Genomic DNA, 22,542 nt, shown 5'->3' with positions numbered 1-22,542 from the left:
GTGAAAAAACGAGGAAATCCATGCAGAAAACCGTAAACCTACCCCCCTGCCGCTGGCAGCTCTCCATCATGCTCATGATCGCCGTCTTTCTCCTGGGCATGGCGGGCACCATGCTCATGTCCATGCAACGCGGAGCCGGGGTGACCGACGCGCAGTACTACGAAAACGGCCTGAACTACGACCGGACCAAAAGCGGCGCGCGCAACCCCGGCCTTAACTGGAGCATGTCGGCTTCCCTCGCCGGACGCGACCTGCAGGTACGGGTGCAGGACGAGAAGGGAGTGCCGATAACCGGCGGGGCGCTGCAGTTCCGTACCGAAAAAGCCGGCAACCCAGTGGTGCTGTCGCTCACCGAGGCTTCCCCGGGCGTCTTCGTCTCCCCCTGGCCCGCAAACGGAAAGGCGGAACTCAAGGGGCTCCTCGTCTTCACCAAGGGTGAGGCGAGCGCGAGCCAGAAGGTCGTGTTCTTCAATTGAGAGGAGTCTTCGTGCCCTGTTTTCATTGCGGCGGCGACATACCACCGGGGATGCTGGTCGAGGAGCGCAAGGGTGACACCGTGCTCCCCTTCTGCTGCCACGGTTGCCACGGCGCCTACCTGCTGATCAGCGGCTCCGGGCTCTCCGATTACTACCGCCGCCGGCAGTGGCAGGAAACGGGTCTCATCCCGAAGGCCTTCAAGGGGGGCTTCCGCGACAGCTACCTCGCCGGCTTCGTCCGGAAGTCGGCCGGGGCAAGCGCCATCGATATCATCGTCGACGGCATCCGCTGCGCTTCCTGCGTCTGGCTCATCGAAAAGATCATCGGCGCGCTCCCCGGCGTCACCGAGGCGCGCGTCAACTACGCCACCGGCCGTGCCCGCGTGCTGTTCGACCCAGGCGTCACCTCTCCCGCCGCCATCTTCAACCGCATCGACCAGATCGGCTACGCACCGCGTCCCTACACCGAGAGCGAGGTGCGCGAGATGGCAAGGCGCGAGCAGAAGGACCTCCTGATCCGCTTCGGGACCGCCTGCTTCCTCAGCATGCAGCTTATGGCCTACGCCTTCGCCCTTTACGCCGGCTACTTCCAGGGAATCGAGCCGCAGATGAAAGGATACCTACAGCTCTTCTCGCTCTTGGTCACCGCCCCGGTCGTTTTCTACTGCGGCTGGCCCTTCCTGAAAGGCGCCTGGCGCGGTCTCGCGAACGGCGCCCCCAACATGGAGCTTCTCATCGCCCTGGGCGCCCTCTCCTCTTTCGGCTACAGCGTCTATGCGACCTTTTCCGGCGGCGAGGTGTACTACGAGACCGCGGCCATGATCGTCACCCTCATCCTCGCCGGGAGACTTTTGGAAAACGGCGCCAAGCGCCGCGCCTCCGGTGGGATCGCGAGGCTCCTGGAGCTCTCCTCGGGGCAGGCACAGCGCTTCTCGGGAGAGACGCTCGAGACGGTGGACCCTTCTGATCTCCACCCCGGCGACCTGATCCTCGTCGCCCCGGGGGAGCGTTTCCCGGTGGACGGCAGGGTCGAGGAGGGGGCAAGCGACGTCGACGAGTCCGCCGCCACCGGCGAGCCGCTCCCCCAGGTGAAGAAAAAGGGTGACGAGGTGATCGCCGGGAGCACCAACCTCTCCGGAGCCCTACGGGTGGCCTGCCTGCGCGAGGCGGGGGAGAGCTTCATCGCGCGCATCGCGCACCTGGTCGAGGAGGCGCAGAGCCGGCGCGCCCCGATCCAAGGGGTGGCGGACCGGGTCGCCGCCTACTTCGTCCCGGCCGTGCTGACCCTCGCGGTCGCCACCTTCTGCCTGCACTACTGGGAGGGAAGGGCCCTCGGGGCCAGCCTCATGATCGCGCTCGCCGTCCTGGTCATCGCCTGCCCCTGCGCCCTCGGGCTTGCCACCCCGACCGCGATTCTTGCCGGCACCGGCGCCGCCGCGTCCTTCGGCGTCATCTTCAAGGGTGGTGACATCCTCGAGCGCTTAAGCCGCATCACCATCGCCGTCTTCGACAAGACCGGGACCCTCACCCAGGGTGCCCCGATGCTGGTCGACATCCAGCCGGTGCCGGGGGGAAAGCCCAAGGAGGTGCTAGCTCTCGCCGCGGCCGTCGAGCGGGGCTCGCTGCACCCGGTTGCCCACGCGATCCGGGCCTACGCCGATCGGCATGACATCGACTACCCGACCGGCACCGAAATGGTCACCCTGGCGGGAGCCGGGATCAAGGGGCGCGTGGCGGGTGAGACGGTGGCCCTGGGGAGCGTGACCTTTCTCGAGCGTCTCGGGGTCACCGGGATCCCGGACGGGGTCGAATCCCCCGAGGGGGGCATGGTGGTCGGCGTCGCCCGCAAGGGTCACTACACAGGGACGCTCATCTTCAAGGACCGGATACGCGACGACGCGCCGGGGCTCGTCTCTTACTTCCGGCGCCAGGCGATCGACACCCTCCTTTTGAGCGGCGACCGCCAGGAGTGCACCGACAAGGTGGCCCGGGGCGCTGGGGTCGCGCTCGGCCTTGGCGGGCTATCGCCTGCGGACAAGGCGCGGGAGATCGAGAAACTGAAGGGGGCCGGAGCGACCGTCCTCATGGTGGGTGACGGCATCAACGACGCGCCGGCCCTCTCCGCCTCGGACGTCGGGTGCGCCGTGGCCGGCGGGACCGACATCGCCATGGAGACCTCGGACTTAGTACTCGCGAAGGCGGACCTGGACCGGTTGGCGCTCGCGCACCGGATGGCCCGGCGCACCATGAACGTGGTACGGCAGAACCTCGCCTGGGCCTTTCTCTACAACGTGATCGGGATACCCCTAGCCATGACCGGGCAGCTCACCCCGGTCTACGCCGCGGCCGCCATGGCGTTAAGCTCGGTCTGCGTCGTGGGGAATTCGCTGAGACTTTTGCGGGTGCCGCATGACTAGCTCGCTTATCGCGCTCATCCTGCTATCCTTCTGCCTTGGTTGCGGCTGCTGGCTCTTCTTTCTCTGGGGGGTGCACCGGGGGGAGTTCAACGACATGGAGCGCCCGAAACACAGGATGCTCGACGACGAGACGCCTCTGCCGGATCGAGAAAGGACCGGCTCGAAGGAGCCTCCCCCTTCCGCAGGCAATCACGACGACGTCTCAGCGCATGACCCGCAAAGCCGGCAGTAGCCCCACCATCCCATTGACACAGCGCACAGGAGACCGAAATGCTACAGATCTGGTTGGCCTTCCTCGCAGGACTCGCCGGGAGCTTCCACTGCATCGGGATGTGCGGCGGCATCGTCGCCGCCATCTCCCTGAAAGACAGCAGTAACGCCTTCGCGGCGCGCCTTAGGTCGCAGCTCTTCTACAACACGGGGCGCATCGCCACCTACACCGCCCTGGGCGCCGTCGCCGGCCTGATCGGCTCATCCCTCGACCTCATGTCCATGAAAGTGGTCTTCCGTTGGTTCATGGTCGGGGCGAACCTCATGGTGATCATGGTGGGGCTCTCCTCGGCGCTTGGGCTGAACGTCCTCAACCTCTCCACCCTGGAGGGGACCGGCGCCCGTTTCCTGACCGCACCATTGAAGCGCCTCCTCGCCGCCAACTCCCCACTCGCGTCGCTGCCGCTTGGCCTCGTGCTCGGCTTTCTTCCCTGCGGCCTCGTCTACGCGCCGCTTCTGGCCGCGGCGGGCACCGGCAGCCCGGTGATCGGAGCCGCCACCATGGCCGCCATGGGGCTTGGTACCGTTCCCGTGCTCCTTGCCTTCGGCACCGCCTCGAGCGCCGTCTCGGGAGCGCTCAAAAACGCCATGCTCCGTGCCGCCGGTCTCGCCATCGCCCTCATGGGTGTTGCGGGGCTTTGGCGCGTCCTCGGCAAGATGGCCGCACATCATTGATTCATGTAAGAGTTTGGAGGCGACGTCATGAAGAAACAGGGAAGCCCGCCGCTGAAGATAGACCGGCTGGAACCGAAGGAGAGGAAGGGTTTGATCGTGGTGATCACCGGCCACGGCAAGGGGAAAACCACGGCTGCGCTCGGCATGGCGCTGCGGGCGCTCGGGCACGGGATGAGGGTCTGCATCATCCAGTTCATGAAAGGGGATCTTTACGCGGGGGAGTGGGACGGGGTGAAACTTCTGGGAGAGCGGGTGGAACTGCATGCGACCGGCAAGGGGTTCTGCGGCATCCAGGGGAACCCGTACCCTAAGAGCGAGCACCGCGCCAACGCCCAGGACGCGATCCAGCTCGCCCTGGAGAAGATGGCGTCGGGCCTTTTCGACATGGTCATCCTCGATGAGATCAACAACGCCCTGCAACTGAAGCTCATCGATCTCGAGCAGGTGCTGGAGATCCTCGAGGCGAAGCCGCCCCTCATGCACCTCGTGCTGACCGGCCGCGACGCCCACCCATTGCTGGTCGAGCTGGCGGACACGGTGAGCGAGGTGGTAGAGGTGAAGCACGCCTACCGCAAGGAGATCGAACCGCAGCCCGGGGTGGACTACTGAGAACGCCGCATCTACGCGTCCGCTTCGGCCGCCGCGACGGTGACGCGGTTGCGCCCCTCGGCTTTGGAGCGGTACAGCGCCTGGTCGGCGCGTCCCAGGAACCACTCCAGGGTATTCGCCCGCTCGACGAGCGTCCCCGCCACCCCGGCACTGAGCGTCACCACGTGGTGCTCGGAATGACCGTGCGGCAGCGCCTGCGATAAAAGCGCGAGCCTCAGCCGCTCCGCCATGTGCCCGGCAAGTTCGGCGCTCGTGTCCGGCAGGATGACGGCGAATTCCTCGCCGCCGTAGCGCGCCACAACCTCCCCCGCCCTCTTGAAGGTATCCCGCAGAAGTTCCCCCATGAGCTGCAGACACTTGTCCCCCGCCATGTGACCGTAGAGGTCGTTGAACCTCTTGAAGTGGTCGATGTCGCACAGGATGAGGGAGAGGTTGCGGCTGTTGCGCATGGCGCGCTGCACCTCGGAATTCAGCACCTCGTCGAAATTGCGCCGGTTGGAGACGCCGGTGAGCCCGTCCTTGCGCGCGAGGACGTCCAGGGTCCGGTTCTTCTCCTCGAGCTCGCGGGTGAGCCGTTCCAGAAGATCGCCCCTGTGCTTCAGCTCCAGGTGGTTGCGCACCCGGGCCAGGACGATGTGCGGGCGGATCGGCTTGGTAAGGTAATCGATGGCGCCAAGTTCCAGCCCGCGCGCCTCGTCCTCGTCGTTCCCCATCGCCGTAACGAACACCACCGGGATCCGGGCCGTCGCCCGGTCCTGCTTCAACAGCGAGCAGACCTCGTAGCCGTCCATGTCCGGCATCATGATGTCCAAAAGGACCAGGTCGGGATGCTGTTCCTGCACCATCCGGATGCCGTCCGCCCCGCTTTTGGCGAAGAGGATGTCGTAGTTTTCCTTGAGGATCTTGTACAGGATCTCGATATTCGCGGCGGTGTCGTCCACGATCAGGATCTTGTGCCTCTTCATCTGACTTCTAAGGTTCATAGCGTGATCTCCAGCTCTTCCATAATTTCCCTCAGGACCGCGCCTGCGTCCCCGAAATCGAGCATCTGCAGCGTTTGGTCCAGCCGTTGCGCAAGCTCCCCGGAAAGAAGCGGGCGCATCTCCTCCCAAACCGCGAGCGCGCTCATGTTCTGACTCTGCAGCAGGCGGTCCAGGGTCCGGGAGAGCGCCGCCACCTGTTCCAGGTCGTCACAGGCGATCTTCACGTTACGTCTTTCCGCTCCGTGAATGCCCCACTGCTCTTCAAGCTGCCGGATGGAATCGAGCACCTCGGTGAGCTTTTCCGCAAAGCTCTCCAGGGTCTGGTGCACAAGCGAAGCGTCTTCGCCGCGCAGCGCAATCTCGAGGGAGGCAGCGGCACTCCCGAGCCTGGTGGCGCCCAGGTTCCCCGCGGTTCCTTTCACGGTGTGTATGAGGCGCCGGGCGAGCTTCAGATCCGCGACCGAGGCCGCCGCCCCGATCTCATCGACCATCGCCGCGTTCTCCTTGCGGAAACTCACCAGCAGCTTTTTCAAAAGCCGACCGTCCCCGATGCGCTCCATGGCCCGCTTCAGTTCCAGCCCGGGCATCTGCTCGGGGATGTCGTCCTCCTCTAGTAAATCCGGCGTCGCAGCCGCCGTCTCTATGACGCGCGGCTCCGCCCCCACCCAGCGCCACAGGGTGGCGAAAAAGGCCGGAATGTTGATCGGCTTGTCGACCTGGTCGTTCATCCCGGCGTCGCGGCAGAGCTGGCGCTCCCTCGGCAGCGCACCCGCCGTCATGGCGATGATCGGGAGTGTGGCGAGCGCCGGGTCAAGCCTCATGCGCCGGGCGGCCTCGAGCCCATCCATGACCGGCATGTGCACGTCCATGAGGACGGCGTGGTACGAGGCACCGGCGGCATGAACCATGGCAAGCGCCTCGGCCCCGTTAGCCGCCACCTCGACCTGCACGCCGCCCCGCTCGAGGATGAGCCGCGCCACCTCCTGGTTGATCTTGTTGTCCTCCACCAGCAAGACCCGCACCCCGGAAAGGTCCCGCGTCTCTCCGTCGGCCGCATGGGGCGGCTGCGGTACCGGGTCCTGTCCCGCGTCCTTAAGGCCGAAGCGGGCGACGAAGCTGAAGGTACTGCCGCGCCCCGGCTCGCTGTCGACCCACATCCGGCCGCCCATGAGCTGCACCAGTTCCCGGCAGATGGCGAGGCCGAGCCCGGTGCCGCCGTACCTGCGCGTGGTGGAACTGTCCGCCTGGCTGAACGGGAGAAAGAGCGCCTCGCGCTGCTTTTCGTCCATGCCGATGCCGGTATCGGAAACGGCGAAACGCACCGTCGCCTCCCCATCCTCCAGTGCCACGAGGGCCGCCTCCACCTCGACGCTCCCCTTTTCGGTGAACTTGACCGCGTTTCCGGTGAGGTTCAGGAGCACCTGCCCCAGACGGATCGGGTCCCCGACCAGCAGTTCCGGGATGTCGCCGGCGGCGGTGACCTTGAAGGCGACCACCTTTTCACCCAGGATGGCCGACGCCACGTTTTCCAGGTCGCCCAGCACCTGTTCCAGCCGGAACGGGATGTGCTCAAGCTCCATCTTGCCGGCCTCGATCTTGGAGAAGTCGAGGATGTCGTCGATCACCCTGAGGAGCACCCCAGAGGCGCTCTGCGCCTTTTCCAGGAATTCCTTCTGCTGCGCGGAGAGCTCGGTCTGCTGCAAAAGGTAGAGCATCCCGAGGGCGGCGTTCATCGGGGTCCTGATCTCGTGGCTCATGTTGGCCAGGAACTCGCTCTTGGCCCGGGTGGCGCTCTCGGCCGCCTCGGTGGCGCGGCGCAACTCCTCTTCGGCCCGTTTCCGCTCGGTGATGTCGAAGAAGGTCACCACCCCCCCCACCGGCTCTCCGTCCTGCAGTTGGGGGAAGGACCAGTATTCCACCGCGAAGCTGGTACCGTCGGCACGCCAGAAGTACTCCTTGTCGTCATGCACCCCTTTGTTACCGCGCAGCACCTGGTAGACCGGGCACTGCTGCACCGGGTTGGGCGTCCCGTCGGGGCAGCTGTGGTGAATCAGCAGGTGCATGTTCTTCCCGAGGAGCTCGTCCGCGCTGTCGTAGCCCAAAAGCCGCGCGCAGGCACGGTTGGCGAAGGTGCAGTTGCCAAGGAGGTCGATGCCGAAGATCGCCTCCGCCGTCGACTCCAGCAACAGTCTGATGCGCTCGTCGCTGCGGATCAAAGCCTCCTGGGCCCGCTTTCTCTCGGTGATGTCCTCCTTCACCGCCACGAGGTTGCTTATCTCCCCCGACGCATCCTTCACCGGAGAGATCGACGCGCTCTCCCAGTAAAGGTCGCCGTTTTTGCGCTTGTTGCGCATCTCCCCGCGCCAGACCTGGCCGGAAAGTACGGTCTGCCACATCTGCGCGTAGAAGTCGCGGGGGTGCCACCCCGATTTGACCAGCCTGGGGGTATGCCCGAGCGCCTCCGAGGCGAGGTAGCCGGTCACCTTGGTGAAGTGAGGGTTCACGTAACGGATGATCCCCTCGCGGTCGGTCACCAGCACGGTCACGGGCGCCTGGTCGATGGCGAGCTGGAACTCACGTGCCGCATCCTTTTGCCGACGCAGTTCCTCGATCATCCGGTTGAAGGCGTGCGCGAGTTTCCCTATCTCGTCACCGGTGTGGATCGCCACCGGCTCCAGGTCGCGCTCCTGGTCCGTTATCCCTTCGACGTGGCGGATGAAGGTGAGAAGGGGCGCCGTGAGTCGCCTCATCAGCATGAGTGAGACAAAGACGCTCGCCGCAACGGCGCTGGCAAGCCCGAGGAAAAGAAGGAACTTCGCATTTCGTGCCGGCGCGTACGCCTCCGCCAGCGGGTAGTTGGCGCCGAGGATCCAGCCGGTGCTCTTGAGCCGCTTGAACGAGCTCACCGAGGCGAGGCCGCGGGAATTGACGTTCTCCGCCGCCCCCTCGAACCCGGCGATGGCGCGGTCCAGCAGCAGATTGGTGCCAACCTGGACGTCCCGCTTCAAGATCCGCCCCTGGTCAGGATGCACGATGATGTAGCGGTCGCGGTTGAACAGGTAGAAGTAGCCGTTCTTGCCGACGCGCGCGTGCGCGAGTTTGCCGAGGAAGTTGTCCTTGTAAAGGTCGACGGCTCCGCCCAGCATCCCGACGACGGCGCCGCCGGAGTCGAGCACCGGAACGATCAGGGCGACGGTCGGGTGCCCGTGCGCCTGGGTCGAGATGAACGGCTCGGAGACGACGGTGCGCTTCGTGCGCGCCGCATTGCGGAAATAGTCACGGAAGGAGTAATCCCTGCCGATGAGACCGGGCTCCAGCGGTGACACGGCGAGGAGCCGGCCGCCGGAATCGAAGAGGAAGATACCGCTGTCGAATAGGGCGAGGGTGTCGGGACGCTGCTGTAAGAACCGCTGCGCCGCTGCGGCATCGCGGAAAAGCCGCGTCGGAACCGTCCGCGTCAGTGCCTCGAGTTGTACGGCGGCGCTGCGTATCTTCCCGTCGATCTCCTCAGCCATGGAGGAGACCATGGAAAACTGCTGCTCAGAAACGGTCGACTCGTACTGCTTCTGCAGAAACCATGACGCGCACAGGGTCATGATAGAGAGCACCAGCACCACCAGCAGCGACACCGTCAGGCTTATTTTGTTTGTGAGGCTCAGTTTTTTCATCTCAGGCGGCGGGCTCCTTGTGACGGCGGCACGGCGGCCTGCGCCCCGGCTGGCGGTGCCGGAGCGCAGACGTAGGCGCTTATGCTACTCATCGGCCGGCAAGGGAATAGCTTTAATTAAATGGGGGTTTTCGAAACTGTGGTGGGGGATGTCCCGAGGCCGCGTTGCCGACGTTTCTGAGAGTGTTAAAATGAGGCGTTTTCTCTTTTCATACCGGAGATGCGCCATGACCAAGCGCGTGACACTGGACGGCTACCATCGCCTGATGCGGCGGGTGAACCTGTTCCCGCAGGGGGCACCCGATTCGGAGCTCCTGCTCAGGATTTTCTCGATCCTGTGCAGCGAGGAGGAGGCTCTTTTGCTGAGCCGGCTCCCGCTCCGGCCGTTCACCGCTGCGAAGGCTGGGCGGATCCTGGGCCTTTCCACCGAGGCGGCGCGCACGCAGCTGGAGCGGCTCGCGGCGCGATCGCTGCTTTTGGACATCGAGCGGGAGGACAGGACGGTCTACCTCCTCCCTCCTCCGATGGCGGGGTTCTTCGAGTTTTCGCTGATGCGGGTGCGCCCGGAACTGGACCAGAAGGGGCTTGCCGGCCTTTTCTTCAATTACATAAACGTCGAGGACGCCTTCATCCGCGACCTCTTCGCCGGTGGGGAGACTTCGCTTGGCAGGGTGATGGTGAACGAGGAGGCGATCCCCGATGAGAAGGCGTGCCAGGTGCTCGATTACGAACGGGCAAGCGAGGTGATCAAGAGCGCAAGCCACATCGCGGTGGGACTTTGCTACTGCCGCCACAAGATGCTCCAGTTGGAGCGGGCCTGCCAGGCGCCGCTGGACATCTGCATGACGCTGAACCTCGCGGCCCAATCGCTGCTCAGGCACGGGGCGGCACGGGAGGTGGACCGGGCCGAGGGGCTCGATCTTCTGCAAAAGGCCCGCGACCTGAACCTCGTGCAGTGTGCGGACAACGTGCAGCGTCAGGTGAACTTCATCTGCCACTGCTGCGCCTGCTGCTGCGAGGCGATGATCGCCACGCGTCGGCTCGCCATCCCCAACGCCATGTACAGCACGAACTTCGTGCAGACCACCGACGCGGCGCACTGCACCGGCTGCGGCAGGTGCGCGGCGGTATGTCCGGTGGGGGTCATCAGCATGGAGGCAGATGGGGAGGCAGAAAGAACGCCCCGGGGGGCGAAGGAACTCTGCCTCGGGTGCGGGGTATGCGTGCGCAGCTGCCCTGCGGGCGCCGTCTCGCTGGAGCCGCGGGAAAGACGTATCCTCACCCCCGTCAACACCGCGCACCGGCTGGTCCTCATGGCCATCGAGCGTGGCAAACTGCAAAACCTCATCTTCGACAACCAGGCGTTTCTCAGCCACCGCACCATGGCGGCGCTCCTGGGCGCCATCCTGAGGCTCCCCCCGGTTAAAAGGCTCATGGCGAGCGAGCAGTTGAAGAGCCGCTACCTGGAGCGGCTGTTAAGTGAGGTCGAAGTCGACCGCTTCTCCGACTAGCGCCGTACCGCCTGCAGGAACTGAAGGGTCTTCGCTTCCAGCTGCGCCGCTTCCTGATTCTGGGGAGCGACCCGGCGCGCCTGCTGGAACTGCTCCAGCGCCTTGTCGATCTGCCTGAGCGCCGCATAGGCGCGCCCCATATCGAGGTAAGCCGGGACGTAAGCCGGGTCCAGGCGCACCACCTCCTGATAGCAGCCGATCGCCTTTTCCATCTCCTTCTTGCGGTAGTAAGCGCCCGCCAGCCGGTACCGTGCAAAAGCATACCCTGGGTTTTGACCGGCGATCTCCTGGTACATCCTTATCGCCCCGTCGAAGTCGCCGGCCGCCTCCGTGATGGCGGCGAGGTTCACGCGCGGCTCCAGGGCGGCAGGATCAAGACGTCCTGCCTCCAGTACGTGCTGCCTCGCCTCCTCGAGATTCCCCTGCTGCAAGAGCGCGCCCGCCAGGTTGTTGTGAGCGACCATGTTGGCACCGTCAAGCTCGACGGCCTTTTTGAAACAGGCGGTCGCCTCCGCCAGCGCCCCCTTTTTCTGCAGGGCAGCGCCCAAGTTGCTGAGGGCGATGACGTAGTTCGGGTTGGCAGCGACGGAAAGGCGATACTGCTCGATCGCGGCATCCAGCGCCCCCATCTTCTCGTACACCGTCGCGAGGACGTTGTGCGCCTCGTAACTCTCCGGAGCGAGCCTGACCGCGCTGGAACCGGCGGCGAAGGCCTCGTTCACCCTGTTTTCCTTGAGAAGCGCACGAGCGAGGTTGTTTTGCGGGCGCCACTTATTCGGGGATTTTGCCGCATTGTCGCTCCAAAGGGTGACGCTGTCCCCCCATACGCTGTTTCGCTGCCAGGTCGTGACAGTGAGCGCCAGCACCACGAAAGCGGCGACGGCAACGCGCGTCGAGGAAGCGGTTTTCTCGAAGACCATGGCGAAAACGGAGGCGAAGGCCAGGAAGGCACCGAAACAGGGAAGGTAGAGCCGATGCTCGAAGATGACGTCGGAAATCGGGATGAAACTCGACTCCACGCTGAGGGTCAGGAAGAACCAGAGGATGCCGAAACCGATGAGCCTTAAGTACCCTCCCCTCCCCTTCTCTTCGGCCGCGTCGCAGGCGGGCGCGGAAAAACGGTACAGGTACAGCGCCAGGGCGAAGAGAAGCGCCAGCACGAGAAAGGAGAGGAATACCGGCGGAGTGAGGAAGGTGCTGTAGATCGGGAAATCGTAGTCCACGTTCTGGGCGACCGGCAGGATCAGGAGCCTCAGATAGGTGACGATCACGCTGAACTGGGTCAGCAGGTAGTCCAGGCGGGACACTTGCTGGGTCTCCCTGGTGGCGCGGGAGATGTCAGAGATGAGCTCCCCGATAGGGCGCTCCGCGGTGGCAACGGCCACAGCAATTGCCGCGATGCAGAGGGCGGACGCGGCGACAAGCAGGTAGCGTTTTTTCATTCCCTTGCCGAAGAAGGAGAAATCGTAGAGCAAAAGCGCCAGGGGAAGCGTCGCGGCGATCTCCTTGGTGGCGAATGCGGCGAGTGCGGCAATCAGGGCGAGCAGAAAGAAAACCACGCCGCGTGCCGGGAAGGTGTTGCCGCTTTCCTCCTGCAGCACCCTCCCCTTCGCGTAACAAAGAAGAGCGGCAAGGTAGAAAAGGGTGGCAAGCGATGCCAGGCGCTGCACCACGTAGGTCACCGCCTGGGTCTGGACCGGGTGCGCCACAAAGAGCAGCGCGGCCAAAAGCGGAATCGTCGCGGTGGCCGAACGCGGCAGCGACTTGGCGCGGAAGAAAGGGGTCGCGAGCGTGACCCGGCAAAGAGCGTACACGACCCAGCCGCAGGCGACGTGGATGGCAAGGTTGACCGCGTGATAGCCGGCCGGCTCGAGCGCCGAGAAATGGTAGTTGAGAGCGAGGGTCAGGTACCCCAAAAAGCGCCGCGGGTTGTAGGCGAACCCGTCTCCGGAGAGAAACCTCCCGACGTCCCTGATCGCCTGGTTGTCGATGATGGAAGTCTGGTCGTCGAAGACGAAGGGAACCCCGAAGGTGTTCGCGTAACCCGCCAGCGCGACCAGGAGAATGAGGATGATGTGCACCGGGGCCTTGTTCAGCCACTGTCCCGGGCTGGGAGCGTTTGAAGCGTTCGGTGTGGAGGGGGCTGCAGGGGTCTTTGCTGCTGCGGAAGCCTTTTTTGCCATGTCACGATCTCGCCTTCGCGGAAGAATAGCCGCGAAAAGCGGCCGGTGCGGGGAGTGACACGGGGCTGCCGCCCTGGTGCGTCCGGCGGAAAAAGTACCGGCTCCCACACGCTTGCGGCAATTTAGTGCATACTAATAGAGGTGTCAATATATATTGCAAGACGCTTGCAATGATCTGCTGATCAAGTCCCCCGGGCCCGCCGCCCTTACAACACCCCCAGCAGCCTAAGCCCCTCCCGGAAGAGAAGCAGCGCGAAGAAGGTCAAAAGAGCCCCGAGAAGACGCATGATCCAGAGGTAGAGGCGGCTCCCCATGAAGGCACGCGACTTCCCCACCGCCACGGCGAGGATGATCTTGGCGCCGACCAGGGAGAGGTAGAAGCTTCCGATGAAGGCGAGGAAAGCGGTGATGCCTATATTGAGGGATCTGGTCAGAATGGGAGCGCCGACCGTGATCCAGAAGAGGTAGGGATGCGGACTCAGGAAGTTGGTGAGGATCCCCTTGCGCAGGGACTTAGGCGGCTCCTTGGGGAGCTCCAGTGCGACCGGCTGCGCGCGCAGCGACTCGTACCCGGTGTAGAGCACGAACAGCCCCCCTGCCAGCGAGACGACGCCGAGGACGCCGTGATAGCCGGAAAGGTTCATCAGCAAAAGCACGGTGGCGAGGATGATGGGGAAATCGGTGATGATCGGCGAGAGCGCCACCCGGACGCCGGAGCGGGTGCCGTGGGTGAGCGTCTCCGAGATGACCAGCATGAGAAGCGGCCCCGGCGAGAAACCCGCCGAGAATCCGAGAACGAGACCTGCAGTAAGGAAATCAAGCATTCAAAATACGTCCTTTGTTCTTCATCGTTTATCCTCAGGCATGGGCGGCTGTTCCGCCGCGCTCTCCATGCCGTTGGCCACCTCCTTCAGTATCCCCATGCGGGCGTATATCGGGCGCACCAACGCCCTGATGCGAGGCAGATTCCTCGCGAAAACGAGCGCTCCCAGCAGACAGCATACGGCACCGACGACGAGCGTTACACGAGGCCCCACCATACGTGACATGGTCCCCGCCCCCAGGCTGCCGAACGGCGTCATCCCCATGAAGGCGACGGTGAAAAAGCTCATCACCCGCCCCCGCTTGTCCTCCTCCAGGATGGTCTGCAGGATGGTGTTGCACGAGGCGACCAGGGTCATGGCGCCGAAGCCTGCGACCATGAGGGCGACTAACGAGAGGGAGATGTTGCCGGAAAGGGCGAAGGCTGCGACCCCGGCGGAAAAGATCACTGCCGAAACGACGATGACCCGCCCAAGGCCGAGGACGCTGTCGCGCGAGGCGAGATAGATGGTCCCCGCCAGCGCGCCGCAGCCAGCAGCGGTCATGAGAAAGCCGAAGGTGTGGGCGCCGCCGTGCAGAATGTCCCTCGCGAAGACCGGAATCAGCACGGTGTAGGGCATGCCGGTGAGGCTCATCAGCGCAATCAAAAGCAGGATGCTCCTGATGGGGGCGAAGCCGAAGGCGTAGAAGAAACCTTCCTTGAGTTCGTGCAGGACGTGGCGCCGCGGCTTACCGTCGCCCTCACGCGGCTCGATGCGCATGGCGAAGAGCGCCAGCAGCACGGCGAGGTAGCTCGCGCTGTTCAAAAGAAAGCAGATCCCCTCCCCGACCGAAGCAACAAGGAGCCCGGCGACGGTCGGGCCGACCAGGCGGGCGGCGTTCACCATGGAGGAGTTGAGGGCGATGGCGTTCCCCAGATCCTCCCGGTTCGTCACCATCTCGACCACGAAGGACTGGCGGATCGGTATGTCGAAGGCGTTCACCATGCCGAGGACCAGGCTTAGCACCACGATGTGCCAGACCTGCACCACCCCGAGCATCACAGCGGCGGCGAGGAGAGCTGCCTGCACCATGGCGAGCGCCTGGGTGATCATCAGCAGACGCCTGCGGTTCATGCGATCGGCGAGAACGCCTGCGACGGGCGAAAAAATAAAGGTGGGAATCTGACTGGTGAAGCCGACCACGCCGAGCAGGAAGGCGGAGTCGGTAAGGCGGTAGACGAGCCAGCTCATGGCGACCTGCTGCATCCAGGTGCCGACGAGCGATACGCTCTGGCCGGCCACGAAAAGCCGGTAGTTGCGGGAGCGCAGTGCCCGAAGCAGCAAGCTAAGCCGCGATGTCCCTTCGACGGGAACCATGGCCCCTAAAAGACGGTCCCTTCTTTGACCGGTTCACCAGGGACCTCTTGCGCGGGGGTCGCGTCCTCGTCCCCGTCGTCCTCCACGGAGCAGACGATGGCGGCCACCGTCTCGCCGAAGCTGCCGGGGACGATATCGGACCATTCCTCGTCGTTGTTGTAGGAATTGAGCGGAGTCCCTTTCGCATCGTAATAGTGGATGGATGAAACGTTCATCTTCAGGTCGTTGCAGTTGATGTTCCACTTTTCCTTGCTGTAATAGCTCCCCTTCAACTGCGGCGAGAGCGTCTTGCGCCCCTCGCTGGTGTAGAGAAAGGCGACCCAAGCGGACCGGACGTTGGTGTCAGCGTCGATGATCTGTGCCGTCCCCTTGATCCCGTAGACGCACATGTTGTCGTTGCAATCGAGCTTCAGCAAGGAGGGATCGGCATCCCATTTTTCCTGGAGCGTAACGGAGGCGGCGGTTTCTTTGGACGCCTTCTTTTTCTCCCCGGCGAAGGAAGTCGAAGCAATCAGGACCATCGCCAAAACCATCAATTTTTTCATACTCCCCCCTCTTCTTTCATTCCACGTTGCCAACGCAACGGGCAGATGTTATTGTACAAGAAGTTGTCAAACTGGAGGTACCCATGCAAGCGATAACATACAGTGAAGCACGTCAGGACTTGAAAAACGTGATGGATGAGGCTTGCAAGAACCACGAACCGATTCTGGTTACGCGCCGCAAAGGCGAAAGCGTGGTCATCCTGAGCCTCGACGACTACGAGTCTATCCTGGAAAGTGACTACTTGCTTTCCAGCCCTGCCAATGCCGCCCGTCTCACCCAATCCCTCGCGGAAGCAAAAGCCGGTAAAAGGACACCGCTCGAAGCCCTCGATCTATGAATGTCTCTTTTACTCCTACCGCGCTGGATGACCTGCGCTACTGGTTAAAGACCGACAAGCGCCAAACTGAGCGGGTCCTCGCCCTGCTGGAAGAGGTCCGGCGCACCCCCTTTCAGGGTGCAGGAAAGCCGGAACCGCTTCGCTTTCAACTAGCCGGCTGCTGGTCTCGCAGGATAGACCGTGAGCACCGGCTCGTGTATCTAGTGGAGGAAAAGGAAATCGTGGTGATTGCCTGCCGCTACCACTACGCCGGCTGACTCATCATTTTCTCCCTTCCCTGCAATACCTCACCACGCTTTCGACGTGAATGGCCGTAGTGTTGAGGAAGGTGGTGTCGTAGTCGCCGTCCTTCACGATGAGCGGCAATTCGGTGCAGCCGAGGATGACCGCCTCCGCCTTTTCTTCGCGCACCATGCGATCGATGATATCGATCAGTCCTTTCCTCGTTTCTTCCTTGATGACGCCCAACTCGATTTCCGTCATCAGCTTCTCGTGGATGTACTCCTGCTCGGCCTCGCTGGGAACCGCCACTGAAATACCGGCGGCGTTAAAAGGGGGAGCGAAGAAGTTCTCCTGCATGGTGAAGCGGGTGCCCAGGAGCGCGACCTTCTTCACGCCCAACTCCTTTGCCTTATCGCAGGTCGCCGTGACGATGCTGATCATCGGAAGGGTCGTCTTCGCCTTTACCTCGTCGAAGACCACGTGCGGCGTGTTGGCCGTGATGATGGCGACATCCGCCCCCGCCTTCTGCAGCGCCCTGACTTTCTGCACGAGCAGGTAGATGAGATGGGTCCACTCGCGCCGGGCCACCAGGTCCAGCACCTCCTCGATGTTCACGCTATAGATCACCATTTCGGGCGCGGCGAGGCTTCCGGGGACCCGGCAGGCCTGGATGATGCGCTGGTAGTAGTCCACGGTGGACTCAGGCCCGAGCCCCCCAATCATGCCGATGGTCTTCATCCCCTGCCTCCTTGTTCCCATCGCCGCGTCAGCGCCGCACGGACGCATCATCCGCCGGCTCAGCCGTCCGCAACGAGGTTTATCTCATAGCCGTTCTTACGGAAGGCATCCATGAAGGCCTCAAGCTGGTCCTTGTCCAGTGAAGCAAGCAGCGCCTTCAGGTCCTTCCTGTTTTTATGCACCGCACAGATCTTTTCTTTCAGCGACTGCTGCAGGGTTTCCTGCAGGTGCGAGTCTCTCGCGATGCGTTCCATGTCACCGGAATCGCATAGCACGAGTCTCAACTCCGGCCTGTCGCTGGTGATGAACAAGCTGACGTTTTCCTTATGCACCATGAAGTTGCCGGAACTGCAACCAGCCAGTGCCAATGACAAGAGCCCCGAAGTCAGATACACATGCGTCCGCAGCATGACATCACCTCCTGCTGGAGCCAATTATCCACTGTCAGACAGCCTCTGTCCGGTATTTTTCTTTAGAGTGCTATTTTTTTTTGACAGACAGCCCCACGGTCCACGCGAATAGACCTGGGAGCGTCAAGGGGAGCAACTCAGCGGGACTGCAGCCCGGAGGAGAAGGGGATCTCAAAAACGTGCCCTCCCCTGGACAGCCTCACCTTGGTTTCCTTGATCTCGACCACCCGGGCGCCGGCAACCTCGGCCCCCTCGCCTACCAGGCTTCCATTCAGCACCGCACGACGCATGCGCCGCTCGTCCTGATACGCGATGCCGGAGATGACGATATCCTGCCCGCCTGCGGCAGCGGTCGCATTTTCCCCGCGCGGCGCCCTCGGCTGCGCCACGGCTTCTTGGGCATAAGCGGGCGCAGCGGTGCGGGAAGTTTTTCTGATCAGCTCCGCCGGAGGCGGGACGGGTGTGGCGGCTCCAACCACAGGCTGGGCGGGAGCTGCCGGAGTCGCGACAGGCGGCGCGGGAGCCGGTTGAGGAAGCGCGGCCGCAGCCGGAACAGCAGGGGCCGGTACCGCCGCGACCGGTGGCTGTACCGCCACGGCAGGCGGTGCGGCGGGAATGCCTGCGGGCGCCTGGTCGGCAACCTGTGCCGCACCGCGACTCTTAAGCATGAAGCCCGCTCCCAGACCGGCGCAGAGCAACACGAGGCCGGCCGCGACAGCCAGCGGATACCGGGATTTTTCCTTGGGCTGGGCGGCCAGGCGGTAGCGAAGCACCTCGGGACGCAGGTCCTGGCTGTTGCCACGCTTGCTTCTGCGTTCCTGCTCCATCTTTCTCAATGCATCAAGGATAAGGCTCATGTCAGATCCGCCCCGTAGTCTGTTTGCCGTTTGCCCCGCTTGCCTTGGCAAGCCCCGGAGGGAAGAAACCACCGGCGCGCCGGTAAAGCAGGATGAGGGTCTGGGCCCCCACCTTGCCGTCCGCCGTCACTTGCTCCCTGCGCTGAAACTCGGCAAGGGCCGTTTTCGTGGCCTCGTCGAAGGCTCCGTTCGGCGTCCCGGCGTAACAGCCGATCTGCTTCAAAAGCTCCTGCAGCTGCCTGTTCCCGGCCGCCTTGTCGGCGCCTTTGGTGGCTATGCCGTGAAAGTCCTTCCAGAGCAAGGTCGCGCCGCCGCTCCACAACTGGGCGAGGTCCGCGCGGGAAAGGGTCGATCTTTCGGCAATGGCTGGGACGACGTGCACCTGGTCTCCGTCCAGCCCGACCAGTGCCACCAGCCGTTCGACATTTCCGGGCAGAACGAGATGAAGGAGCGCCGGGGCGTCCAGCCGCTCAAGGGTTTCGAGGCTGACGTTCTGTTTGGTCGCGGTAAGGCCGCGCTGCCGCGCCAGGGTGCGGATGTTGTCGGGCTGACCTGCCACCGGTTCGATTTTCGCTACCTGCCAGGCGCCGAGTACCGCGTTCATTGCGGCATAGAGGTTGTCCTGCGTCGACTGAGCGGCTATCGCCTGCCTGGCGGCCTCGGCAGAGAAAGGCGCAGTTTCCTTTGCCGTCACCTTGGTCTCTTTGTGCTCGGGCACCTGTTGCACCGCCTTGTTCTCACCCCTATCGAAAAGATGCAGAGAAGCGATGGAGAAGCCGGCGATGACCAAAACGCAGACTACCAGTGCGGCCGAAAGCATCTGGACCTGCAGGCTGCGCCGCCTGCGCGGGCTCTCCCTGCGCAAATCGGCGATCGAGAGAGAGGCCATCGTCTTGCTCACCTCCTTGCACTCCCGTGTGTAGGCAAGCAGCAAGGCACGATCACAGACGCCGTTGATCAAGCGCGGCAGTCCCCCTGAAAAGCGGTAAATACGTCTGAAGGCTCCTAGGGAAAAGGTGAGCGGTTCCCTGCCGTCGGCCGCGAACCTGATCCGGTGCCTGATGTAGGCGCAGGTGTCATCGAAGCACATCGGTTTCAGGTGGTAGCGCACCGTGATGCGCTGGTCTAACTGGCGCAGTTCGTCCCGCCCCAAAAGCGCGTTCAACTCAGGCTGCCCGACCAGCACGATCTGGATGAGCTTGGCGCTCTCCGTCTCCAGGTTGGAGATAAGCCGCACATGCTCGAGGACTTCGATAGAGAGGTTTTGCGCCTCGTCGATGACCAATACGACGGTCCGCCCCGCCCGATTCTCGTCGAGGAGGAAGGCGTTGAGCGCGGCGTGCAGGTCGCGGATCTCGTTACCATCGCAGGAAAGGCCGAACTCCGCGTTCACCTCCTTCATGAAGCCGATAGGCGAGAGGATCGGGTTGAAGATCAGCGCGGTGCGGTGCGTTTCCGGGTCGAGCTGGTTTAAAAGAGTCCTGACGATGGTCGTCTTCCCCGTGCCGACCTCGCCCGAGAGCTCGATGAAGCCCGCGCGGTTCTCTATGGCGAAGAGCAGGTGCGCGAAAGCCTCCTGGTGCGGAGCGCTCAGGAAGAGAAAGGACGGGTTAGGAGTGAGGGCGAAAGGTGGTTCTTTGAAGCCGAAAGATTCCCAGTACATAATTCCCCGAAAAGCCCGGCCAGGGCGGAGAAGGGTTGGGTGAAGTGGACGTTATAGCTATAGTTTTTTGCGGCAGGAGTGTCAAGGGAATCCTGCGGAGGGGAATGAAAAACAATTTAAGTTGCAGAAAGCCACAAATGTTCTCGATTCCATACAAAAAAGCTGCCGCGAAAAACATCTTTCGCGGCAGCTTTGGCTTAAACAATCAGTAAACCTTACTTATGAATCGTGGAATCGTCATGAATAAGGGAATTCAAAAGATCCGTTGAGTTACCGACGTTTTCAAAAGTCACCGTTCCAACCTGAGCGCCGTTATTGTAGATGGTAAGATGCGCCGTAGTGGATCCCTCCGTATGTTCGAAGAGTGCGTCTGTGTGTGTTGGTTCAATGACTATTTTGTCTTCACCAACGGTGTAGTCTTTAATCGTGTCATGCCCTGCACCGACTTTAAACGTGTCAGCACCTGCACCGCCAGTCAAGGTATTATTTCCTGCGCCGCCGGAGAGCGTATCATTGCCTTGCCGTCCCGTGATGACATCATCGCCGGCACCACCGCTGAGATTATCGCCATGGGATGTGGTTCCGTATATTACATCGTTGCCACTTGAACCAACCGTAGATACCGAGTTTTGCGCGCTTACATCCTGAACGATCGAGAGATGTATGTACCGTGCCTGCTCGTTTCCGGATTTAATATCGTCATACACTACGGTCCAGACAGAGCCTGGGGCCTGCGGATGGTTAGCCAAGTACGACGCTAGCGTCGTAGTTCCATCTGAGATGTCATTGAACGAAATGCTGTGCTGTTGAATAGTGTTGGCGCCAGCAGGTGCATTAGTGTTCACGCTGGTCCAATAGGCTCCATGATCCACATTTAAGTCGCCGTCACCACCACTGCCAGGTATCGCCTGCCAATTCACATGCGTGGTGTCGCTGGCAGAGACAACCGTGAAAGTGTGCCCGTCAATGACCAGTTTAACGTTTACTTGGTTCTCAACCTGGGAGGTCAGAGTCTTCGTATTCATGCTCATGAAGTCCGTCGAGAGCTGTATTGCGGCCTGAGAGTAGTCTGTAGCCGATGCCAATATCGGATCCACTGCAAATTGAACGGACTGATTGCTCCCCGAAGTCAAGGGATGAGAGACGCTGCCCACTTGTACCTCTGCAATGTAACCACCGGTGCCAAGCAGCGTGTGCAGGTCTATTGTCCCTGTTGCCGAATCAAACCCATTATTGACGGTGTAGGTGAACTGAACATTGTCGGCACCGGTCTTACCAAATCCAGTCGCCGGGTCGAACGTTGCCAGGCCATCTGGCTGATAAACCAATGACTGCAGTTGCGCGGATGTTAGTGTCTGGTTCGCAGCAACGGCATGGAAGCCGGTTCCGTCGACATACCCAATAGTGCCAGCAGTAGGTAAGCTGCCAACCGTAATGGTTATTGCATCGCCGCTGTCTCCACCAGAAGGTGCGCTGATTTGCAGTGCATACCCGTTAGCATAGTCGCCGGTCATCTCTGAAGAAGAATCCGGCATGTAGACGCTGTGCGAATCAAGAACCGGCAAGTCAGGGGCACCGTTAATCGTTATAACGATGTCGTGGCTGGTACCGTCGACGCTCTGCACGGTGAAGGTTTCAAGTTTGGTTTCGCCATTGCCGAGGTACTGCACATCGGCATTGGCAACGCTGTAAGTCCAGTGACCGGCGCTGTCAATGGTGATGTGGCCAAGAGCACCCTCGCTCGCAACCGGGGCAACANCCATTAGTGGACAGCGTCACAGTCTCAACCGTGGGGGTGTCTTCCGTAACGGAACCGGAGTCGGCACCGGTGAAGGTCGGAACGTCGTTGGTACCGTTGATCGTGATGACGATGTCATGGGTGGTACCGTCAACGCTCTGCACCGTGAAGGTTTCAAGTCTGGTTTCGCCATTGCCGAGGTACTGCACATCGGCATTGGCAACGCTGTAAGTCCAGTGACCGGCGCTGTCAATGGTGATGTGGCCAAGAGCACCCTCGCTCGCAACCGGGGCAACACTTGTGTTGATAGCAGACTGATGCTGATCCGCGTCGGTAACAACCAGGGTCCCATTAGTGGACAACGTCACAGTCTCAACCGTGGGGGTGTCTTCCGTAACGGAACCGGNACGGTGAAGGTTTCAAGTTTGGTTTCGCCATTGCCGAGGTACTGCACATCGGCATTGGCAACGCTGTAAGTCCAGTGACCGGCGCTGTCAATGGTGATGTGGCCAAGAGCACCCTCGCTCGCAACCGGGGCAACATTCGTGTTGATCGCGGACTGGTGCTGATCAAGATCGGTGACAACCAAGGTCCCATTAGTGGACAACGTCACGGTCTCAGCGCTCGGGGCGTCTTCCGTCACGGAGCCGGAGTCGGCACCGGTGAAGGTCGGAATGTCATTGGTCCCGTTGATCGTGATGACGATGTCATGGCTGGTGCCGTCGACACTATGTACGGTGAAGGTTTCGACTTTGGTTTCACCATTGCCGAGGTACTGCACGTCGGCGTTAGCAACGCTGTAAGTCCAGTGGCCGGCGCTGTCGATGGTGATGTGGCCAAGAGCACCCTCGCTCGCAACCGGGGCAACACTTGTGTTGATAGCAGACTGATGCTGATCCGCGTCGGTAACAACCAAGGTACCATTAGTGGACAGCGTCACAGTCTCAACCGTGGGGGTGTCTTCCGTAACGGAACCGGAGTCGGCACCGGTGAAGGTCGGAACGTCGTTGGTACCGTTGATCGTGATGACGATGTCATGGGTGGTACCGTCAACGCTCTG

General features: G+C 62.3%; 21 protein-coding genes and 1 pseudogene (1 of these 22 cut by a window edge). 8 read left to right on the top strand and 14 right to left on the bottom strand.

Annotated elements, in window-relative coordinates; translation table 11 throughout:
• Positions 1-20 precede the first annotated feature (20 nt).
• From E8L22_RS17370 to cobO, 5 genes are read left to right on the top strand one after another with little or no spacing between them, the layout of a single operon-like run.
• Positions 21-476: a FixH family protein gene (locus tag E8L22_RS17370; protein ID WP_136526404.1), complete on the top strand. Its 456-nt coding sequence runs from the start codon at positions 21-23 to the stop codon at positions 474-476.
• Positions 477-487: 11 nt separating this feature from the next.
• Positions 488-2,893, top strand: a complete 2,406-nt coding sequence (locus E8L22_RS17365) for a heavy metal translocating P-type ATPase (RefSeq protein ID WP_136526403.1) — start codon at positions 488-490, stop codon at positions 2,891-2,893.
• Positions 2,886-3,125, top strand: coding sequence for a cbb3-type cytochrome oxidase assembly protein CcoS (gene ccoS / locus E8L22_RS17360; RefSeq protein ID WP_136526402.1), 240 nt, complete (start codon positions 2,886-2,888; stop codon positions 3,123-3,125). Before E8L22_RS17365 ends, ccoS begins: the two co-directional genes overlap by 8 nt.
• Before the next feature lie 38 nt (positions 3,126-3,163).
• Entirely contained in the window at positions 3,164-3,838 is a 675-nt protein-coding gene (locus tag E8L22_RS17355; RefSeq protein ID WP_136526401.1) for a sulfite exporter TauE/SafE family protein, read from the top strand.
• Positions 3,839-3,865: 27 nt separating this feature from the next.
• Positions 3,866-4,447 (top strand): cob(I)yrinic acid a,c-diamide adenosyltransferase, encoded by a 582-nt coding sequence (gene cobO, locus E8L22_RS17350; RefSeq protein ID WP_136526400.1) that lies wholly within the window; start codon positions 3,866-3,868, stop codon positions 4,445-4,447.
• A gap of 11 nt (positions 4,448-4,458) precedes the next feature.
• Here cobO and E8L22_RS17345 read toward each other — a convergent pair whose 3' ends face one another.
• Entirely contained in the window at positions 4,459-5,430 is a 972-nt protein-coding gene (locus tag E8L22_RS17345) for a diguanylate cyclase (protein WP_136526399.1), read from the bottom strand.
• Positions 5,427-9,098, bottom strand: coding sequence for a PAS domain S-box protein (locus E8L22_RS17340; protein ID WP_136526398.1), 3,672 nt, complete (start codon positions 9,096-9,098; stop codon positions 5,427-5,429). Before E8L22_RS17340 ends, E8L22_RS17345 begins: the two co-directional genes overlap by 4 nt.
• Before the next feature lie 226 nt (positions 9,099-9,324).
• Here E8L22_RS17340 and E8L22_RS17335 point away from each other — a divergent pair, with 226 nt between their 5' ends.
• Positions 9,325-10,608, top strand: a complete 1,284-nt coding sequence (locus E8L22_RS17335; RefSeq protein WP_136526397.1) for a 4Fe-4S dicluster domain-containing protein — start codon at positions 9,325-9,327, stop codon at positions 10,606-10,608.
• On the opposite strand, the gene E8L22_RS17330 is transcribed toward E8L22_RS17335, so the two are convergent.
• The 4 genes from E8L22_RS17330 to E8L22_RS17315 form a co-directional block, all read right to left on the bottom strand.
• Positions 10,605-12,791, bottom strand: a complete 2,187-nt coding sequence (locus tag E8L22_RS17330) for a tetratricopeptide repeat protein (protein ID WP_136526396.1) — start codon at positions 12,789-12,791, stop codon at positions 10,605-10,607. The two genes, E8L22_RS17335 and E8L22_RS17330, sit on opposite strands and share 4 nt — an antisense overlap.
• 206 nt (positions 12,792-12,997) lie before the next feature.
• A complete protein-coding gene (locus E8L22_RS17325; protein ID WP_136526395.1) occupies positions 12,998-13,615 on the bottom strand; it encodes a LysE family translocator in 618 nt (205 codons plus the stop codon).
• 21 nt (positions 13,616-13,636) lie between these two features.
• On the bottom strand, positions 13,637-14,938 hold the full coding sequence (locus E8L22_RS17320) for an MFS transporter (protein ID WP_246044750.1): 1,302 nt from the start codon (positions 14,936-14,938) through the stop codon (positions 13,637-13,639).
• Positions 14,939-14,976: 38 nt separating this feature from the next.
• Complete coding sequence (locus tag E8L22_RS17315; protein ID WP_136526393.1) at positions 14,977-15,516, bottom strand: surface-adhesin E family protein; 540 nt, start codon at positions 15,514-15,516, stop codon at positions 14,977-14,979.
• A gap of 83 nt (positions 15,517-15,599) precedes the next feature.
• Between E8L22_RS17315 and E8L22_RS17310 the strand changes: the two genes are divergently transcribed.
• Together E8L22_RS17310 and E8L22_RS17305 are read left to right on the top strand one after the other, a co-directional pair.
• Entirely contained in the window at positions 15,600-15,854 is a 255-nt protein-coding gene (locus E8L22_RS17310; protein ID WP_136526392.1) for a type II toxin-antitoxin system Phd/YefM family antitoxin, read from the top strand.
• A complete protein-coding gene (locus E8L22_RS17305) occupies positions 15,851-16,111 on the top strand; it encodes a Txe/YoeB family addiction module toxin (RefSeq protein ID WP_136526391.1) in 261 nt (86 codons plus the stop codon). The genes E8L22_RS17310 and E8L22_RS17305 overlap by 4 nt, the downstream gene beginning before the upstream one ends.
• Positions 16,112-16,115: 4 nt before the next feature.
• Here the strand turns inward: E8L22_RS17305 and E8L22_RS17300 are convergent, their stop codons facing one another.
• The 8 genes and pseudogenes from E8L22_RS17300 to E8L22_RS22030 all read right to left on the bottom strand — a co-directional run.
• The gene (locus E8L22_RS17300) at positions 16,116-16,814 is read right to left on the bottom strand and encodes an aspartate/glutamate racemase family protein (RefSeq protein WP_136526390.1); all 699 of its coding nucleotides are present in this window, start codon (positions 16,812-16,814) and stop codon (positions 16,116-16,118) included.
• A gap of 59 nt (positions 16,815-16,873) precedes the next feature.
• Entirely contained in the window at positions 16,874-17,224 is a 351-nt protein-coding gene (locus tag E8L22_RS17295) for a hypothetical protein (protein WP_136526389.1), read from the bottom strand.
• 137 nt (positions 17,225-17,361) lie between these two features.
• Entirely contained in the window at positions 17,362-18,081 is a 720-nt protein-coding gene (locus E8L22_RS17290) for a general secretion pathway protein GspB (RefSeq protein ID WP_136526388.1), read from the bottom strand.
• A 1-nt stretch (position 18,082) separates the two neighbouring features.
• The gene (locus tag E8L22_RS17285) at positions 18,083-19,744 is read right to left on the bottom strand and encodes an AAA family ATPase (protein ID WP_136526387.1); all 1,662 of its coding nucleotides are present in this window, start codon (positions 19,742-19,744) and stop codon (positions 18,083-18,085) included.
• Between the two features lie 215 nt (positions 19,745-19,959).
• Positions 19,960-21,507, bottom strand: a complete 1,548-nt coding sequence (locus E8L22_RS17280; protein ID WP_136526386.1) for a VCBS domain-containing protein — start codon at positions 21,505-21,507, stop codon at positions 19,960-19,962.
• The gene (locus E8L22_RS17275; protein WP_136526385.1) at positions 21,455-21,850 is read right to left on the bottom strand and encodes a VCBS domain-containing protein; all 396 of its coding nucleotides are present in this window, start codon (positions 21,848-21,850) and stop codon (positions 21,455-21,457) included. The genes E8L22_RS17280 and E8L22_RS17275 overlap by 53 nt, the downstream gene beginning before the upstream one ends.
• A pseudogene (locus tag E8L22_RS17270) lies at positions 21,847-22,530 on the bottom strand (VCBS domain-containing protein); the annotation flags it as partial. The gene E8L22_RS17275 and the pseudogene E8L22_RS17270, both read right to left, overlap by 4 nt.
• Positions 22,419-22,542, bottom strand: partial view of a VCBS domain-containing protein gene (locus tag E8L22_RS22030; protein ID WP_407925354.1) — the 3' end only. Its footprint extends 440 nt past the window's final position; the window shows 124 of its 564 coding nt (coding positions 441-564); its start codon lies off the right edge, out of view — the gene reads right to left on this strand; the stop codon is at positions 22,419-22,421. The gene E8L22_RS22030 and the pseudogene E8L22_RS17270, both read right to left, overlap by 112 nt.

Origin of the sequence: Geomonas ferrireducens (genome assembly GCF_004917065.1) — a bacterium.
Taxonomy (GTDB): Bacteria; Desulfobacterota; Desulfuromonadia; order Geobacterales; family Geobacteraceae; genus Geomonas; species Geomonas ferrireducens.
The sequence above is the reverse complement of the archived record's forward strand: the minus strand, read 5'-3'. Positions and strand labels throughout refer to the sequence as shown.

Bases quoted from the DNA above. Each gene is read 5' to 3' on its own strand.
- E8L22_RS17370 (WP_136526404.1), top strand. From the start codon at position 21: ATGCAGAAAACCGTAAACCTACCCCCCTGCCGCTGGCAGCTCTCCATC.
- ccoS (WP_136526402.1), top strand. From the start codon at position 2,886: ATGACTAGCTCGCTTATCGCGCTCATCCTGCTATCCTTCTGCCTTGGT.
- E8L22_RS17355 (WP_136526401.1), top strand. From the start codon at position 3,164: ATGCTACAGATCTGGTTGGCCTTCCTCGCAGGACTCGCCGGGAGCTTC.
- cobO (WP_136526400.1), top strand. From the start codon at position 3,866: ATGAAGAAACAGGGAAGCCCGCCGCTGAAGATAGACCGGCTGGAACCG.
- E8L22_RS17345 (WP_136526399.1), bottom strand. From the start codon at position 5,430: ATGAACCTTAGAAGTCAGATGAAGAGGCACAAGATCCTGATCGTGGAC.
- E8L22_RS17340 (WP_136526398.1), bottom strand. From the start codon at position 9,098: ATGAAAAAACTGAGCCTCACAAACAAAATAAGCCTGACGGTGTCGCTG.
- E8L22_RS17335 (WP_136526397.1), top strand. From the start codon at position 9,325: ATGACCAAGCGCGTGACACTGGACGGCTACCATCGCCTGATGCGGCGG.
- E8L22_RS17330 (WP_136526396.1), bottom strand. From the start codon at position 12,791: ATGGCAAAAAAGGCTTCCGCAGCAGCAAAGACCCCTGCAGCCCCCTCC.
- E8L22_RS17325 (WP_136526395.1), bottom strand. From the start codon at position 13,615: ATGCTTGATTTCCTTACTGCAGGTCTCGTTCTCGGATTCTCGGCGGGT.
- E8L22_RS17315 (WP_136526393.1), bottom strand. From the start codon at position 15,516: ATGAAAAAATTGATGGTTTTGGCGATGGTCCTGATTGCTTCGACTTCC.
- E8L22_RS17310 (WP_136526392.1), top strand. From the start codon at position 15,600: ATGCAAGCGATAACATACAGTGAAGCACGTCAGGACTTGAAAAACGTG.
- E8L22_RS17305 (WP_136526391.1), top strand. From the start codon at position 15,851: ATGAATGTCTCTTTTACTCCTACCGCGCTGGATGACCTGCGCTACTGG.
- E8L22_RS17300 (WP_136526390.1), bottom strand. From the start codon at position 16,814: ATGAAGACCATCGGCATGATTGGGGGGCTCGGGCCTGAGTCCACCGTG.
- E8L22_RS17295 (WP_136526389.1), bottom strand. From the start codon at position 17,224: ATGCTGCGGACGCATGTGTATCTGACTTCGGGGCTCTTGTCATTGGCA.
- E8L22_RS17290 (WP_136526388.1), bottom strand. From the start codon at position 18,081: ATGAGCCTTATCCTTGATGCATTGAGAAAGATGGAGCAGGAACGCAGA.
- E8L22_RS17285 (WP_136526387.1), bottom strand. From the start codon at position 19,744: ATGTACTGGGAATCTTTCGGCTTCAAAGAACCACCTTTCGCCCTCACT.